Genomic DNA, 16,475 nt, shown 5'->3' on the forward strand with positions numbered 1-16,475 from the left:
AGATCAGGATCAAAATCAGCTATTGTTTGTTATTGCCAAACAGCGTTTACTATTACCGTATGTATCTTTGATGACGGCGCGGCTCGCTGCGTCTTGTCGTGCGCTGACGGGAGACGGTAATGGCCGATGAGAGCTACAGGGTGCAAAGCCTTGGGCGCGCTTTGGACATTGTGGAATTGATCGCCGTGGCCGGTCGTGACGGCGCCCGCCTGACCGATCTGGCGCAGTCTGTCGGTATCTCCAAAGCCGCTGCCTACGCGATTATCCAGACGCTGATGGCGCGTGGGGTTCTCTCGGCAACCGGCGAGGGCATGACCAAGCGCTATCGGCTTGGCTTGTCGCTGGTGCGGCTGGGCGACATGGCGGTGTCGAGCACCGGCATTGCCGATATTGCCATGCCCATCCTTCGCGATCTGACGCAGGCCATCGGTCTCACCTCGCGCATTGCCGTGTGGGACGAAGAGGCCGCCGTGGTCGTGGCGCGCGCCGATGCGCCGGACAATGTCCGGTTTGACGCGGCGCTGGGCCGACGCGAACGACCGCATTGCTCGGCAGTGGGCAAGGTATTTCTCGCGGCCATGCCGCGCGCCGATGCGGTGAGCATTCTGGAACGCACCGGCTATCCAACGCGGACGCCGCGCACGCTGGATACGCTGGCCGCGCTGGAGGCCGATCTCGATGCCACGCGGCAACGCCATTACGGCATTGATGACGAGGAAGACCACGAAGGCATTGCCTGCGTCGCCGCCGGGGTTTTCGGCTATGACGGCTCGGCAGTGGCCGCGATCAGCGTCACGACGCTCAAGCAATTGCTGCCCGATGATGCTGTGCCGGCACTGGCTAAATCCATCATCGCCCATGCCGACCGGTTGTCACTGGCCATGGGGGGCATGTCCGCTGCCCAGGCCTGGCACAAGCGCATCCATCTAATCGCAGAATAGATCATCATGTCCCTAACCAAGACCGCGCTCGATGCGCGCGCCGACTTTGCCCAGGCCCTGGCGCGCGAGGCGGGAAAAATTGCCCTGCGCTATTTCCGGGCGGGTGGCGCGACCGGCGCCACGCTCAAGGGCCCGCAGGATTACCTGACGCAGGCCGATACCGAAGTCGATGCCCTGATCCGCACCTCGATCGAGGAGGCATTCCCCGAGGACGCCGTGTTGACCGAGGAAACCGGTGGCACCGGTGGCGCCCAGATCTGGGTGATCGACCCCATCGATGGGACGGCCAATTTCGCGCGCGGCATAGCCTGTTTTGCCATCTCGATTGCGTTCTGCGTCGACGGTATCGCCGAGATCGGCCTGGTCTACGACCCGGTCGCCGATGAGCTGTTCAGCGCGCGGCGGGGTGGCGGGGCCCTGTGCAACGGGCAGCCCATCACGGTCAGTGCCAATGCTTCACCCGGCACGGCTGCGCTCGACATCGGCTACTCGCGGCGCAATCCAACGGCAGACTATGCGGCGCTGGTGGCGCGGCTGCTTGAGGATGGCTACGACGCCATGCAGTTTGGCTCGGCAGCGCGGGGGCTGGCCTATGTTGCCGCCGGGCGTGTCGATGGGTTTTACGAGGCCCATCTCTATGGCTGGGACGTGTTGGCCGGGCTGCTGCTGGTGAGCGAAGCGGGTGGGTCTGCCTCGGCATTTCCGACCACGCTTTGGGAAACCGGCGGGGCTGTTCTGGCGTCCAATGCGCTACTGGCCGATCAGCTCAAGGCACGCCTTCCCTTATGACCCTGGCTTGAGCCGGTCGAGCCGCAGCCGATGGCGATCATCGGTGAGGCGGAACAGGGCCAGCCAGACGGCAATGACGATGCTGGCAATGGCGGCGCCAGCGAGCATGAACATCAGGAAAATCTGCGACTGGGCCGCCACCATCGGGTCCTGACCAGCCAGAATCTGGCCGCTCATGATTCCGGGCAGGGTGATGATTCCAGCGCCCGCCATCTGGTTGATCACCGGAATGGTGCCAGCATGGATGGCCTTGCGCAGCATGGGACGGAGGGCCTCGCCGCGCGTGCGGCCCAGCGCCAATTGCCCCTCAATGGCATTGCGCTCGACCGAGATTCCACCCAGCAGGGCATTGAGCGCAATGCTGGTGGCGTTCATCGCCGTGCCCAGAATGATGCCAGTGATCGGAACAATGATGCGCGGCGCCGTCCAGTCTTCGGTGCCCGCCAAAGTCGAGAGGGCAAAAGCCGCGATCAGGATGGTCGAGGCGCTGATGGCAATGCCACTGAGGGCAAAATGCCAGCCGCCGCGCACGCGCATTTTCTGACGCGCGCCAACCTCGTAGGACGCGGCGGTGAGCATGGCGACGATCAGTGCCACGGTCAGCCACGGATTGGCGCTTTCAAACAGAAAGCGCAGCACCAGACCGACCAGCAGCAATTGCACCGCCATGCGCAGGGACGCGATCAGCAATTGGCGCTGAATGCCCAGGCTCAGCAGCAGCGAGAGCCCCGCCGCCGTCAGCACGAGACCACTGGCGAGGATCAGTTCGAGCGTGGTGAAGGTCAGCCCGTTCATGCTGCGTCCCCGATGGTCAGGATGGAGTCCGCAAGGCGGGTGATCTGGTCGGCATCGTGGGAGACGAGAATGACGGCGAGACCGTCAGCCATCAGTGCCCGCACCATGCCCTCAAGCGCAAGCGTGGCCTCTAGATCGAGGGCAGAGCTGGGCTCGTCGAGCAACAACACTTTGGGGCGTTCTTCGATGGCGCGGAGAAAGGCGAAGCGCTGCCGCTCGCCGGTCGAAAGGCGTTCGGGCGGGGCGGATATGGCGTCTTTGGGCAGGCCCAGCTGGGCGGCCCTATCGGCCAAAGCCGCCGGGTCGCGGAAGTGTTCCCCGATGGTGGGGGCCCACCAGCCGGGCTCGGAGGCGGCATAGCGCACCTGACTGCGCCACAGCGGAGCGGGAATGGCGCTGGCGGGGACGCCATCGAGCCGGCACTCGCCGCTATGGGGCACCAGATCAGCGATCATGCGCAGCAGGATGCTCTTGCCGCTGCCCGAGCGACCGGCAACAGCGAGGCACTGTCCACCCGTCACCGAAAGGCTCACGGGCCCGGTGTCGAAACACTGCAATTGCGTGGCGTCCAGCGCTATGGGCATGGCGAAGTCCTGAAACGTGGCCCTGCGCTGCTATGTCATTGCGTCAGAGGCGAAGCAGTCGGTAGTATACGCTACCGAACGGGAGGGTGTCATGTCAGCCGACGAGTTCACATTGCGCGTGCAATCCCGCCTGCCCGAGCTGCCGCCAACCATGCGGCGGGTGGCGCAATACTTTGAGCAGAACCGGGTAGAGGCGGTGTCGCGGTCGGCGAGCGAACTGGCCCATGTCATCGGCACATCGGACGCCACGGTTATCCGCTCGGCCAAGGCGCTGGGCTATTCCGGGCTGCCCGAACTGAAGCGTACGCTGGCCATGCTGATGGCCCAGACCTCGCCATCGGATCGCTTCCGCCAGACATTGCGCGCCACCGATGCTGACGCCAGGCAGGCCATTGCGCAGATCATCGCTCTGCAACAGCAGCAATTGGCCGAGGGCTTTACGTCTGCTGCGCTCAATCAGTTGCAGGGCGTGGCCGAAATCCTCGACGGGGCAGAGCGCATTGTCGGCTTCGGCATCGGGCCGACCGCCTATCTGGTGCAATATGGCCTGCACCTGATGCGCAGGCATGGCCGCAAGACCCTGGCGCTAGACGCGACGGGAAGCACCCTGGCCGATCAGATGCTGGACCTGCGCGCGGGCGACGCCATCCTCGCCTTCTCCTATGGTCGCCCCTACGCGGAAATCGAGGTTTTGCTGAGCGAGGCCAAGACGCAGGGGCTCAAGCTTATCTTCGTCAGCGATACGGCAGACAGCCGCTTGAGCCGACAGGCGGATGTGTCGGTCACCGTGTCACGCGGCGGGGCGCGAGGCATGGCCCTGCATGGCGCGACGCTGGTGTGGCTGGAGGCGCTGATTGTGGCGCTCTCGGTGCTGGCCAGTGCACAGACCACCCTGGGGCTGGAACAACTAAGCCGCCTCCGCAGCCCACTGGGCGGCAAAGGCGGCTCGATTTGAGGTAAGCCTGAGGCCTCTTCACCTCTCCCCCAAGGGAGAGGTGAAGAGAGGCGCTGCTCCCTAGTCTTAGTTCTGTGGGCCGAGGTCGAACTTGAGTTCGTCGACCAGAGCGGCGGCTTCAGCGCGGTGAGCGGCAACGTCCACCAATGGGGTCTGTACAGCCTTCAGCGTACCCCAGCTCTGGGTCAACTCGGATGGCGACACGCTTGGCACCACGGGGAACTCGTAATTGGTGTCGGCATAGATGCCCTGGGCTTCGTCGGACAACAGGAACGCGATCAATGCATTGGCATTGTCCAGGTTCGGTGCGTGCTTGGCAATGAAGCCGCCCGCAACGTTGACCTGGGTGCCGTCGGTGTCAGCATCTGGGTAGATGATCCGCGATGCGCTGGCCCAATCCTTCTGCTCTGGCTCTTTCTCGTTATTGAGCATCGCACCCATGTAATAGGTGTTGGTGATGGACAGGTCGCAGGTGCCGGCCAGGATATTCTTGACGCCTTCGCGGTCGCCGCCGGTTGGGGCATAGGCGAGATTGTCACGCACGCCGGCCAGCCAGGTGCGGGTGGCGTCGAGGCCATGGGCCGCAATGCGCTGGGCGATCAGGCCGATATTGTAGGGATGGCTACCCGAACGGGTGCACAGGCGCCCCTTCCACTCTGGACCGGTAATGTCCTCATAGGACAGCGCAGTCGCGTCGACGCGGTCCTTGGACACGTAGAACACGCGGGCGCGCAGCGACAGCGCGGTCCAATTGGCGTCGTCATCGCGGAAGGCTGCGGGGACGCGCTCGACCAGAACCGGGGTGGTGATGGGCTGGGTCAGGCCCTGCTCTTCGGCACCGACCAGATTGCCGATATCGACGGTGAGCACGACGTCAGCCGGCGACAGCTCGCCTTCGGCAGCAACGCGCTCAAGCAGTCCGTCACCTGCATACAGCACTTTTGCTTCAATGCCGGTCTCTGCGGTGAACTTGTCCAACAGCGGCTGCAACAGGCTCTGTTCGCGGTAGCTGTAGATATTGACTTCGCCGCTCTGGGCGAATGCGGGCATGGCGACGCTGAGCGTGGCGGTGCCGAGCAGGGCAGCGGTCAAAAGGGCAAGTTTGTTCATTTTCGTCCTCCAGGGCGCAAAATGCGATGGAGGCGGTGTGCCCAATGAAGTGTGGGAAGTCAAATAGTCGAGCAAATTCAGTGCCTTGCAGTTTATACTGGCTCTAAACTTGAGGAATTTGCGCAAGTGCTACAGGCGCTTAGTGGCCACTGACGGCGTGTAGAATTTGGGATTTGGCGCGCTGCCGGGACGGCAAGTCTGTAGTGGCTTGCAGTTTGCACTACATTGCAGCGGGCATGAAAAAGGGCAGCTTGCGCTGCCCGGTAGAAACCCGAACCAAAAACCGGCCGGGGACAATAGCTTAGTCGCATCTCAGCTGCAGGCGGCAAGGCCGCCTGCAGATGCACGCCAATTAGCCCTGAGGAGCCAGGACAGGCTGCAGCGTATCAGCATCGAAAAATGCCATGGTGGAACCACCATTACCGTTGGACACGAATGCGCGGATATAGCCGCCCCATTCTTCAACGCTGGTCACGGCAACGCCGTTGTCGATCAGAGCGCGCTCAATTGCGGCTTCCGAACGGCCCAGGATCTGTGTGTCAGCCATAGCGAGTGTGGGAGCAACTGCCATGGTGGCGACGGCAAGTACGGATGCAATAGTAAGAGTTTTCATTTGAAAAATGCCTTTCGTTTGAACACCCTCACAATGCGCCCCGTCCATTGCCTGAACATTGCAAAGTGTAATTATTTTCAATTAGTTAGTATGGCCAGAAAAAGGCAAACGGCACCCTGCGGCAAAACAGGGTGCCGTGCGCCAGACGCCGTGGGGACCATTACAGCGCCAGGCCTGGAGGGGAGCATTTGCTCCTATAAGGATGAGAGGTGCGCCGGGGCAGCAGACGAAAACGCCTGGTGCCTTTGGCGAAGGATTATGCGGACACGGGAGCCTCGATTGGAAGATCCGTTGGCGCGACAATGGCAGTGGCGAGGGGCGAGGCCGGCTTCTGAACCAGCACGACGCTGGTGCCGCCAACGGCCAGGATGGCAATGACAGCGGGCCAGAACCATAGCCTGGACGCACCCGTTCCATGGAACGGAGGAGTGGCAGTGGGGCGGTTCGCGCTGTCATGCATCATTTGGGGCTCCTTGCGGAACAGTTGGATGGTCGGTGGTCGACCTGTCGGAACCCTCAATGGGCGCTTTCGATTACGGGAACGTTGCGGGCGCGCAATGCACCGGCAATGTTGATGGTTACACTTGCGGGGATAGGTTAGGATCGTTCGATGCGAATATTGCTGGTCGAAGACGAGATGGACATGGCGACGGCGCTGACGGCGGCGTTGAGCCGGCACGATATTGTCGTGGACCATGCCCGAACTCTTGAAATTGCCGAAGAAGCCTGCCGCAGCGGTGTCCACGATGCCGTGTTGCTGGATCGTAAGCTGCCTGATGGCGATGGTCTGTCACTAATCCCGGTATTCCGCCGCGAACAGGCCGGGCTGCCGATCATCGTCCTGTCAGCGCTGGGCTCGCCCGAGAACCGTGTGGCCGGCCTCGATCATGGTGCCGACGACTATCTGGCCAAGCCATTCTCCACCGAAGAACTACTGGCGCGGTTGCGCGCAGTTATGCGCCGCCCGGCGCAGATGGGTGCTTCCATGGTCAGCGTTGGCCTGCTGCGCTTCAATCTGACCGCGCGCGAAGCCGAAGTCGATGGCAAGCCGCTGGAGCTGACGCGCCGCGAACTGCTGGCGCTTGAAGTGCTGGTGCGACGATCGGGCCGTACGGTGACGCGCAGTGCGCTCGAAGAAGCGGTCTATGGCTTTGACGATGAAATCGCCTCGAACTCGCTGGACGCGCATATCTCCCGGCTGCGGCGCAAGCTGACCGGAGCGCAGGTGGAGATCCACGGCATTCGCGGGCTAGGCTATCTGTTGCGAGCCGTGGCGTGAAGAAACTCTGCGTGAAGGGGCAACGCGCCAATTCCCTGCGGCGGGCGATGACGCGCAGCATGGTGCTGACGCAAATCCTGGTCCTGATGCTGTTCGCGATGGTGGCGTCCCTGCCCATTATCAGCATTGTCAGCAGCGAGCAGGGTGTGGATGCCTCCATCGTCGATGTGATTTCGGCGGCCATCAAGCGAAATGACGCGGGTGATCTCGAACTTGTCGATATCGGGCGGCTCTATGGCATTTCCCGGCAATATCCCGAGTTCTGGTTCTATGCGGCCGACGTGGACGGCAAGAGCGTCCATATGGGACCCCTCCCGGCCGAAATTGACAATATTCCACTGAACCTGACGCGCATCACCTCGGCCAATATCGCCGATATCGGCACCCCTGCGGCGCCTGCGGCGATTATTCGTCAGCACGAGAGCGATGCGGGGCGTCTGTGGATTCTAACGGCGGGTGGGCCCAAAGTGGGCATGCGCATGCTGTTTTCGCTGATCTACAATCCCGTTCTGCTCGGGCTGATGGCGCTGCTGACGGTCTCGTCCATTCTGGTCGTGCCACTGATCGTGCGGCGCCAGCTTCGGGGCGTACAAAGCCTTGCCGATGAAGCGGACCTGATCGACGTCAACCAGCGCGGCGTTCGGCTGTCGCCCACTGCGGTGCCGAGCGAATTGCACTCCCTGGTGCGGGCGATCAATTCAGCGCTGGAGCGGCTGGACGAAGGCATGGAGCGACGCCAGCATTTCCTAGCCGACGCGGCGCATGAACTGCGCACGCCCATCGCAATTCTGCATACGCGCATTGAATTGCTGCCCGACGACGAGGACCGCAGCCGGTTGATGCTCGACATTGCCCGTCTGGCCAACCTCGCCAACCAATTGCTCGACCTGCAGCGCATCGACACCGATCAAACCACCTTCCGCCCGGTTGATCTGGTTGAGATGGCGGCGCAGGTGACCTCTGACATGGCCCCCCTGGCCATTGGTGCGGGTGATGAAGTCTCGTTCGACGCCGAACGGGATGTGGTGATGGTTTCGGGCGATCACGCGTCGCTGTCGCGCGCGCTGACCAATCTGATTCAGAACGCGATTGCCCATGGCGGCGCCAAGTCGATCATCAAGGTTGCGGTCGGCAGCGATGGCTCGCTGCGCGTCAGCGACACGGGGCCGGGCGTTGCAGAGCAGTATCGCAAGGCGATCTTTGAGCCGTTCCACCGCGTGGTGCCACTCGATCACGGTGCAGGGCTGGGCCTGAAACTGGTCAAGGATATCGTCGACCGTCACAACGGCCAGGTCACCGTGGGCGATGCGCCCGGTGGCGGGGCGATGTTTGAAATCCGCTTGCCGCTGGCCGAAAAGACCAGCGCCGCCGCATCCGCACGACGGAAAGAGACCGCGCCGGTCTAGGCTGGATCAGCTGGCCCGGCGTGACCACTTCACGTCGGGCGTAAAGGCAAACTCCTTGTCGAACGGATATTGCCGCCCGGGTTTGTGGTGGCGCACAAGGCGCTCGACAAACTGGTCGACCACGCCGGGCGACAAAGCCATCAGGCTTGGATTGGCGATGGGGCCGAGATCCGGCGAGAGATAGCCCGATTTGACCACCACGATCTTGGCGGTGCGCGGATCGAGCCCGAGCCGGGTGAAATCTTCCATATTGTGGAAGGGGCGGCGGCGCTTGGTGAGAACCAGATCGATCCCACCAATGCGGACAACGGCCTCACGCAGGCGCGGCTCGCTGGCTTCGAGCAGGAAGATCACCTCGGCATTGGCTTCAACCGGCGTGCTGGAGGGATCAAGGCTCGCACCGATCTTGAGGCGAACCATGTTGCCCTCGCCGGCGGCATAGGCCGCATCGGTCGCGTCGGCATCGGCGATGCCAGCGAAAATGACGCCTTGTGCGTTGCGGGCGACCAGAGCGGCCAGTACTTCGGCCCGGTCACCTACGCCGCCACCGGTGGGATTGTCGCCTGATTCGGCCAGAACAACCGGAGCGGTGGTCGCTGCGACGGCCTGGTCGACGCAGTCTTCAATGCTGCCAACGGTGGTGCCGAAGACGAAATCGGCACGTAAGTCCCAGTAATTCTGCGCCAGATGGCGCGCAGCGTCAGCCATCGCGTCGCGATTGGTGCCGGTGACGACGGCACAGGCGGTGGCGCGGGGTTCATCGGCCCAGACATAGCCAACCTGGAACGAGGCATCCCAGATGCCGGAAGGGTCTTCGACCGCCTGCAACTGGGTGTAGAAGGTGCGCGCCGGCTCATCCTGCGTTGATGTGCGTTCGCCAGGCAGCAGCACGGGCACCGGGCACCATGCCAAAACCGGACGCTGGCCCGTGGTGAGGGCACGGACGAGCATGGTTACGGCGCGGCGCATGGTGTCGGGCACGTCGATATGGGGCGCTGTGCGGTAGGTGGAGAAGATATCGAGATTGTCGATGATCTTCTGGCTGACATTGCCGTGCAGGTCATAGCTGGTGGCGATCAGCACCTTGGGGCCGACCACACCGCGTACAGCGGCAATCAGATCGCCTTCGGCATCGTGCAGTCCGTCGACGAACATGGCGCCATGGAGCGCCAGATAGACGCCGTCGAGCGGGCCAGCCGTGCGCAGGCCATCGAGGATCTCAGCTTTCCAGCGGGCATAAAGTTCACCTTCCACCGGCCCGCCCGCAATGGCGCGGGCGTGAAGAATGGTGATGAACTCAGCCGGGAAATGCGTCAGGAAATCGAAGTAGCCGTCCTTGAGCATGGCTGGGCCACGCAACACGCGGAAATCGGGCTCGCGCGCCAGCACCGGATTATAGGTGCTGCATTCCATGTGAAGACCGGCAACGGCAATACGCATCAGAGCACTCCTGGAACGTCAGCTTCTGGATTATGAGTCGGGGCGGGCGCCGCGCCAGTCGACGCCAACCGCCCCGTCAGCAACAGGCTCAGCAACAAGACCGGAATGAGGCAGGCAATGCCCACGCGCATGTCGGCATGTTCAGCGACGAACCCGATCACTGGTGGGCCGACGAGGAAGCCTAGCAGGGCCACAAAGCTGAGGATCGCCACATTGGCCGAGCTCGAACGGTCGGTGAGGCGTGCGGCAGCCGTCACGGCCAGGGGGAAGGCTACCGAAACGCCGATGCCGATCACCGCGAAGCCGAACAGCGCAACGGGTGTTGCAGGAGCCACATAGAGGATGCAGGCGCCAACGAGCGCCAGCGTGCCGCAAATGCGGGCCGTGGTGACGGTGCCGAATTTCTTCTTGAGCGTGTCGCCGCCGAAACGGCCCGCTGCAACCATGGCGGCAAACACCGCATAGCCCAGCCCCACCACGCCGCCTTCAGCACCAAGCGCATCGCGGAGGAAGATCGCCGACCAGTCGGCCATCGCGCCTTCGGTCATGGTGGTGCCGAACACGAACAGGCAAATGCCGAGCAGAGCCCAGCTGGGCAATGCCCATGCCGAACGCTGGCCGTGAGCCGTCGCCGGTTCCGGCGCGGGCTGCGGCAGGGCGCGGCCGGCCCAAAGTGCAATGGGCAGCACCAGCACGGCCACGAGCATGATTGCCCATTTGGCTTCGAGCCCGGCGGCGGCGAGGCCCGAGCCGATGAGGCTGCCTACCATAATACCGACCGACCAAAAGCCATGCGAGGTGGTCATGATCATCGAGCCAGTGGACTTCTCGACAGCATCGGCCTGAACATTGAGGCCCAGCTCGACAAAGGAAATGGTCGAACCGGCCAGCATCAGTGCCACGAACAGCATGATCGGGTCGGTGCTGAACGCGGGCAGGCTGGCAGCGATGGTGTAGAGCACAAAGCCCCAGACGATGGCGGCGCGTGGGCCAATCTTGCCGACCAGCGGCCCGGCAAAGGGCAGGGTCAGCAGCGTGCCACAAGGCAGGCCGAGCAGGGCAAAGGCCAGGCCGGCAGGGCCAAGACCCAGCGCGTGCTGGACTTCAGGAATGCGGGGGAGCCACGACCCGAAGGCAATCGGCTGTAGGAAGAAGGCCAGCATGGTGAGGCGCTGGGGGGTGAGAAATGACATAACGCTCGTCCGATTGAACTGGGTGTGGCAGGCACTCGGTCACACTCTCTGCGCTGTCCTCGGACTTGATCCGAGGACCTCTCGCCGCACGTGCCAGGCTGCCGGTGGCCCTCGGGTCAAGCCCGAGGGCAGCATTGTAGATGGGTTTACTTCTTGCCCATCGGATAGGGCAGGTAGCCCGCAAAGCCGGTGAGCTTCCAGACGCCGTCGACGCGGCGGAGGAAATAGAGCGTCTGCCAGTTCATCACGTCCTGGCCGCCATCCTTAAGCGCCAGGACGCCGTCGAACTTTTTATGGGCGAGGGCGATGTCGCCGTTGATCTCGATTTCCGTGAGGCTGGTGGCGCGGTGAATGCCGGCCAGCACGTCTTCGGCATATTCCAGCTTCTGGCTGTCCTTGGCCTGGCGAATCCAGTCGTCGCGATAGGCCTCGAGCGTTGGGAAGCTAATGCGCCAGTCATCGGGATTGCCCGATTTGCCGCCATTGATGCCGAGAAAGCCCTCCCGAACAAAATCGCCGTCGACCATGCTCCAGTCGGCGGCGACGAAGGCGGCGATGTCGCGATCCACCAACATGGTCCAGATGGCGCTGCGGTCCGCATCATTGGGGAAGGGATTTGTGCTGCTCATAGTCTCGTCTCGCCTCTTTAACTTGCCCACGCGTTCAGAAGGGTGTCAGCTAGCATTCGACCTGTGTGATGCCGCGCGACCCCAATGCGCCATTTGTGTTGGATATTTTCATTCGTGTCATTGGCATAACGGGCAAAACAAGAGCCCACATGGATACCAATTTCGACATGCTGCGCCATTCTTTGGCGCTTGTCCACACCCATTGACGGCCATACTTTCAGCAAAACGCCTAGTTTTTCAGCAAAGTGGCGGCTTTCCGCGCAAAAGTGCGGGGTGGCTTAAATTGGTATTGAACTGGTGGCGAATTCATGTTGACATCGTCTTGGGAACGCCGTTTATTTTGAAAATAGTTTACAAGAATGCCGACTATTCCGGAAGAGAATGGCGGCAAGTAGGGCAACGGACAGGCGCACATGCGGGTAGGCATTATCGGCCTTGGTTATCGTCTCGGTTATCTGGCGCGGGTATTTTCTGCCGCCCGTGATGACTTCAATGTGGTTGGTTATGTAGACCCGGCGCCAGCGGGTCTCCCCTATGCGACTGAGCACGGCGTATCCGTCGGCACCCAGTATGACTCGCTCGAAGCGCTGCTGGACAATGGTCAGCTCGACCTGCTGATGGTGGGCTCTCCCAATCACCTGCACCTCGAACACATCCGTATCGGCCTCGACCGCGGCCTCAAGATTTTCACCGAAAAGCCTGTTGTCACCAGCATCGAAGACACCATGGCGCTGGCCAAGCTGATTGCTCAGTACGGCTCGGACAATCTGATGGTTGGCCTCGTGCTGCGGTATGCGCCGCTCTATGTGGATCTGCGCAAGGCGCAGGCCGAAGGCCAGCTCGGCGATATCACCTCGATCGAAGCGTCCGAGCACATTCCGCCCTATCATGGTGCGTTCTTCATGCGCGACTGGCGTCGTTACGAGCGCTATTCGGGCAGCTTCATGCTCGAAAAGTGCTGCCACGACCTCGATCTCTATAACGGCGTCATGGGTTGCCGGCCGCAATATGTATCGAGCTTTGGCGGTCGCCGCACCTTCGTTCCGTCCAATGCGCCGCAGGTTTCCGGCATCAACGACATGGAAGTCTATCACCGCAAGCCCAGCGGCTGGCAGGGAAGCGACAAGGTGTTCGACAGCGATGGCGACATCATCGATTTCCAGACGGCGATGGTCCAGTACGCCAACGGCGCAGCGCTGACCTTCCACACAAATCTCAATGTGCCCGATGATTTCCGGCGCTTTGCCGTGATGGGTGCCAAGGGCATGGCTGAAGGCGACTTCATCCGCAATTTCCTGCGCGTCACCGATAGCCGCACATCCGAGCGGCTGGTCGACGCCACCTACAAGACCAGCGGGCTCAGCCAGCACTATGGTGCGGATGAGCAGATGGCTGAGGATATTCTCAAGCATGTGCTCGAGGGCGCGCCGCTGCCGGTATCGGTCACCGATGCCCTTGAAGCTGGCCTGCTGGCCCTGACAATGGATCAGGCAATGCGCACCAAGACCGTCATCGACATGACCCCGATCTGGGCTGAATTCGATGCCGCTCTCGGCCGATCGAACTGAGGAGAGAGCCGATGACCAGCACCCGCAGCGCAACCCTCTTTGCATTGGCCCTGCTGGCCCCGGCACTGATCTACATCCTCACCATCGTCGCCTATCCGCTGGTGGACACATTCATCCTCAGCTTCACCAATGCGGCGCTCCGCCCCGATTATGACTGGGTCGGCTGGGCCAATTATCAGCGCATCTTCACCGCCGGTAACTTCACCGAGGTGATCATCCGGACCTTCATCTGGACGCTGCTGTCGGTGGGCATGAAGATGATCATCGGCATGTGCGGCGCAGTGCTGCTCAATGCCGCCATTCCCGGCCAGGCGCTGTTCCGCATCCTGACCATGCCACCCTGGGTCGTGCCCATGGCTATCGGCATCTACATGTGGAGTTGGATGTATAACGGCCAGTTCGGCATGATTTCGGGCCTGTTGCAGAATTTCGGCTTCATCAGCCGTCCCGTGGCGTGGCTCGCTTATGGCGACACCGCGTTCTGGGCCACCATCGTCACCGACGTGTGGATTGGCGTGCCCATGGTCACCATTTATTTCCTTGCCGCCATGCAGTCCATTCCACGTGATCTGCACGAAGCTGCCTGGACCGATGGGGCAGGGCGTTTCTATCGCTTCCGTCGCATCACGCTGCCGCTGATGGTTCCAGCCGTGCTGACCATGAGCCTGCTCAGCCTGATCTCCACCTTCAACTCGTTCGATATCATCTGGATCCTGACCCAGGGCGGGCCGTCCGGTTCGACCACCACCATGATCATCGACACCTACAAGACTGCTATCGGCAGCCGCAAATATGGCGAAGGCGCTGCCCGCGCCGTGGTGATCTGCATCTTCGTGCTGACCTTCTGCTTCGTCTACTTCCGCGCCGTTCGCAAACTCTCGCAGGGAGAAGCCAAATGAGTGACGTCGCCCGCACCACCGAAGTTGCCGCCGCCGACAGCCCTGCCATCGTCAAGCCAAAGCGCCGCGTGCGCGCCAGCAAGCCGATGATCGACCGCTATCGCTGGTTTGAAATTCTCGGGCTCTATGCCGGTCTGCTGGTGTTCCTGTTCTTCGTGCTGTCGCCTTTCATTGAAGGGTTCATGGTGTCGCTCAAGCCGCTCGCGCAGCTGTTCTCGACGCCATACAGCTTCATTCCCAAGCGCGCCTCGTTCGATGCCTATTTCCAGATGTGGCAGAGCGTGCCGATGCTGGGGCTCTATATCTTCAACTCGTTCTTCATCTCGACCGTGGTGACGCTCATCGTCATCGCCGTGGTGGTGCCGGCAGCCTACGCTTTCGCCCGCTTCCAGTTTGCTGGCGCCGGCCTGATGCTGGGCGCATTCCTGGCCGTGAACATGTTCTCGGGCGCCGTGCTGCTGATCCCACTGTTCCGCCTGATGCGGTCCATGGGCCTGCTCAACACCTACTGGGCGATGATTGTGCCCGGTGCCGCCTTCCTCATTCCATCGTCCATCTGGCTGCTGCGCACCTATCTCATCCGTATCCCCAAGGAACTGGATGAAGCCGCGTGGGTCGATGGAGCTAGCCGCCTTTACACGCTGCGCCGGGTCATTCTGCCTTTGGCCATGCCAGGCATCGTGGTGGTCGCCATCATGACCTTCATCGGGGCCTATGCGCAGCAGTTCATCTTCGCGCTGACGTTCAATTCCAAATCCGAATTCATGCCGCTGCCAATCGGGCTCTTCGCCTTCTTCGGCAAACAGGAAGTGGTCTGGAATGAGCTGATGGCCGCCAGCTTCGTAGGGGTGCTGCCGGTCATGATCGTCATCGTATTTCTGCAACGCTACCTCGTGGCCGGTCTGACGGCGGGGGCAGTCAAGCAGTAGGAGCTTGGGTTCGGGGGCTGGGGTCCCTGATGCCCGGAGAAGCGTGCCCACAGGGCATGTAATGCAAGGGAGACTACACGTGAAACATACTACCGGACTTCTGGCCGTATCGATGCTGGCACTTGCCTGCGCAACGCCAGCTGCCTTCGCGCAGGACAAGGAAATTTCCTTCATCAACTGCGGTGACGAACTCACTGCCGGCTATCCCGAATACATCGCCGAGTGGGAAGCTGCGAACCCAGGCTACAAGATCGTTCCCGAGCTCGTTGGCTGGGGCCAGTGCCAGGACAAGGTGACCACGCTTGCCGCCGCTGGCACGCCCGTCGCTCTGGCCTATGTCGGCTCGCGTACCCTCAAGCAGTTCGCTCTGAACGACCTGATCGTTCCAGTGCCGATGACGGATGAGGAAAAGGCCGCCTACTACAACTACGTGCCAGAAACCGTCACCTTCGATGGCACCCAGTGGGGCGTGCCGGTGGCTTTCTCCACCAAGGCTCTCTACTGGAACAAGGCGCTGTTCCGCGCTGCTGGTCTCGATCCAGAAGTCGCTCCGAAGACTTGGGAAGAAGAAATCGCCTTCGCCAAGGCCATTTCCGAAAAGACCGATGCTGATGGTTTCGGCGTCGTCGCCAAGACCTTCGACAACACCGTGCACCAGTTCCTGCACTGGGTTTACACCAATAACGGCACTGTCATCGACGCTGACAACAACATCACGCTCGACAGCCCACAGAACCTGGCTGCTCTGACTGCGCTCAAGGACATCACGGCCTATGCCGAAGAAGGTCCAACCGCTTACGAGCAGAACGAAGTGCGCGCCATCTTCCTCGATGGCAAGCTCGGCATGATCCACGCTGCCGTTGGCGCCGTGAACCGCCTTGAAGACACCGACATCGAATGGGGCGTCGCCAACCTGCCGCTCGGCACCGATGCAAAGGGTCCAGGCACTCTGCTGATCACCGATGCGCTGGCTGTGTTCAAGGGCACCGGCGTTGAAGAGCAGGCGATCGACTTCGCCAAGTTCCTCACCGCTCCAGATCGTCAGTTCGAAGCCGAAATGGCACAGGGTCTGACCCCACTGCGTCCAGTACCTGCCGTTGCAACCCTGGTTGCCGAAAAGCCATACTGGAAGCCATTCCTCGATGGCATCGAGTTCGGTGGTCCTGAGCCTCTGTTCACCGACTATATCGGTTTCCAGAACGTCATGATCGAAATGGTCCAGTCGGTTGTTACCGGCGCTGCCGAGCCACAGGCCGCCCTCACCAAGGCTGCCGGCGAACTCGAGCAGTACAAGTAATCTGAGCCAAAACGCCGTCGCCCCAAATCGGGGCGGCGGCATCCTACC

At 61.8% G+C, this 16,475-nt stretch carries 17 protein-coding genes; 9 read left to right on the plus strand and 8 right to left on the minus strand.

Going from position 1 to position 16,475, the window contains the following annotated elements; translation table 11 throughout:
- Window positions 1-119: 119 nt before the first annotated feature.
- Window positions 120-941, plus strand: coding sequence for an IclR family transcriptional regulator (locus WH87_RS11095; RefSeq protein WP_046139107.1), 822 nt, complete (start codon window positions 120-122; stop codon window positions 939-941).
- Between the two features lie 6 nt (window positions 942-947).
- Window positions 948-1,730 carry an inositol monophosphatase family protein gene (locus WH87_RS11100; protein WP_046139106.1) on the plus strand — a complete coding sequence of 261 codons (783 nt, stop codon included), beginning with the start codon at window positions 948-950 and terminating at the stop codon, window positions 1,728-1,730.
- Here WH87_RS11100 and WH87_RS11105 read toward each other — a convergent pair.
- Window positions 1,725-2,525 carry an ABC transporter permease gene (locus WH87_RS11105; RefSeq protein ID WP_046139105.1) on the minus strand — a complete coding sequence of 267 codons (801 nt, stop codon included), beginning with the start codon at window positions 2,523-2,525 and terminating at the stop codon, window positions 1,725-1,727. The genes WH87_RS11100 and WH87_RS11105 overlap by 6 nt on opposite strands.
- Window positions 2,522-3,109, minus strand: coding sequence for an ABC transporter ATP-binding protein (locus WH87_RS11110; RefSeq protein ID WP_046139104.1), 588 nt, complete (start codon window positions 3,107-3,109; stop codon window positions 2,522-2,524). The genes WH87_RS11105 and WH87_RS11110 overlap by 4 nt, the downstream gene beginning before the upstream one ends.
- Before the next feature lie 91 nt (window positions 3,110-3,200).
- Here WH87_RS11110 and WH87_RS11115 point away from each other — a divergent pair, with 91 nt between their 5' ends.
- Window positions 3,201-4,064 carry a MurR/RpiR family transcriptional regulator gene (locus WH87_RS11115; RefSeq protein WP_046139744.1) on the plus strand — a complete coding sequence of 288 codons (864 nt, stop codon included), beginning with the start codon at window positions 3,201-3,203 and terminating at the stop codon, window positions 4,062-4,064.
- A 66-nt stretch (window positions 4,065-4,130) separates the two neighbouring features.
- On the opposite strand, the gene WH87_RS11120 is transcribed toward WH87_RS11115, so the two are convergent.
- The 3 genes from WH87_RS11120 to WH87_RS11130 form a co-directional block, all read right to left on the minus strand.
- Window positions 4,131-5,174: an extracellular solute-binding protein gene (locus tag WH87_RS11120; RefSeq protein ID WP_046139103.1), complete on the minus strand. Its 1,044-nt coding sequence runs from the start codon at window positions 5,172-5,174 to the stop codon at window positions 4,131-4,133.
- A 352-nt stretch (window positions 5,175-5,526) separates the two neighbouring features.
- Window positions 5,527-5,787 (minus strand): hypothetical protein, encoded by a 261-nt coding sequence (locus WH87_RS11125; protein WP_156458199.1) that lies wholly within the window; start codon window positions 5,785-5,787, stop codon window positions 5,527-5,529.
- Between the two features lie 256 nt (window positions 5,788-6,043).
- On the minus strand, window positions 6,044-6,250 hold the full coding sequence (locus tag WH87_RS11130; protein ID WP_046139101.1) for a hypothetical protein: 207 nt from the start codon (window positions 6,248-6,250) through the stop codon (window positions 6,044-6,046).
- A 147-nt stretch (window positions 6,251-6,397) separates the two neighbouring features.
- Here WH87_RS11130 and WH87_RS11135 point away from each other — a divergent pair, with 147 nt between their 5' ends.
- Together WH87_RS11135 and WH87_RS11140 are read left to right on the plus strand one after the other, a co-directional pair.
- Window positions 6,398-7,066, plus strand: a complete 669-nt coding sequence (locus WH87_RS11135) for a response regulator transcription factor (protein WP_046139100.1) — start codon at window positions 6,398-6,400, stop codon at window positions 7,064-7,066.
- The gene (locus WH87_RS11140) at window positions 7,063-8,472 is read left to right on the plus strand and encodes a sensor histidine kinase (protein ID WP_046139099.1); all 1,410 of its coding nucleotides are present in this window, start codon (window positions 7,063-7,065) and stop codon (window positions 8,470-8,472) included. The genes WH87_RS11135 and WH87_RS11140 overlap by 4 nt, the downstream gene beginning before the upstream one ends.
- A 6-nt stretch (window positions 8,473-8,478) precedes the next feature.
- Here WH87_RS11140 and WH87_RS11145 read toward each other — a convergent pair whose 3' ends face one another.
- The 3 genes from WH87_RS11145 to WH87_RS11155 form a co-directional block, all read right to left on the minus strand.
- Window positions 8,479-9,912: a M81 family metallopeptidase gene (locus WH87_RS11145; RefSeq protein ID WP_046139098.1), complete on the minus strand. Its 1,434-nt coding sequence runs from the start codon at window positions 9,910-9,912 to the stop codon at window positions 8,479-8,481.
- Window positions 9,912-11,105, minus strand: a complete 1,194-nt coding sequence (locus WH87_RS11150; protein ID WP_046139097.1) for an MFS transporter — start codon at window positions 11,103-11,105, stop codon at window positions 9,912-9,914. Before WH87_RS11150 ends, WH87_RS11145 begins: the two co-directional genes overlap by 1 nt.
- 146 nt (window positions 11,106-11,251) lie before the next feature.
- Window positions 11,252-11,734 carry a hypothetical protein gene (locus tag WH87_RS11155; protein ID WP_046139096.1) on the minus strand — a complete coding sequence of 161 codons (483 nt, stop codon included), beginning with the start codon at window positions 11,732-11,734 and terminating at the stop codon, window positions 11,252-11,254.
- A 413-nt stretch (window positions 11,735-12,147) separates the two neighbouring features.
- On the opposite strand from WH87_RS11155, the gene WH87_RS11160 reads away from it, so the two are divergent.
- The 4 genes from WH87_RS11160 (at window position 12,148) to WH87_RS11175 (ending at window position 16,427) form a co-directional block, all read left to right on the plus strand.
- Window positions 12,148-13,302 (plus strand): Gfo/Idh/MocA family protein, encoded by a 1,155-nt coding sequence (locus tag WH87_RS11160; RefSeq protein WP_046139095.1) that lies wholly within the window; start codon window positions 12,148-12,150, stop codon window positions 13,300-13,302.
- An 11-nt stretch (window positions 13,303-13,313) separates the two neighbouring features.
- Complete coding sequence (locus WH87_RS11165; RefSeq protein ID WP_046139094.1) at window positions 13,314-14,201, plus strand: carbohydrate ABC transporter permease; 888 nt, start codon at window positions 13,314-13,316, stop codon at window positions 14,199-14,201.
- 86 nt (window positions 14,202-14,287) lie between these two features.
- Window positions 14,288-15,130, plus strand: coding sequence for a carbohydrate ABC transporter permease (locus tag WH87_RS11170; protein WP_046139743.1), 843 nt, complete (start codon window positions 14,288-14,290; stop codon window positions 15,128-15,130).
- A 112-nt stretch (window positions 15,131-15,242) separates the two neighbouring features.
- Window positions 15,243-16,427 carry an extracellular solute-binding protein gene (locus WH87_RS11175; protein ID WP_046139093.1) on the plus strand — a complete coding sequence of 395 codons (1,185 nt, stop codon included), beginning with the start codon at window positions 15,243-15,245 and terminating at the stop codon, window positions 16,425-16,427.
- Window positions 16,428-16,475: the final 48 nt, after the last annotated feature.

Source organism: Devosia epidermidihirudinis, assembly GCF_000971295.1.
GTDB lineage: Bacteria > Pseudomonadota > Alphaproteobacteria > Rhizobiales > Devosiaceae > Devosia > Devosia epidermidihirudinis.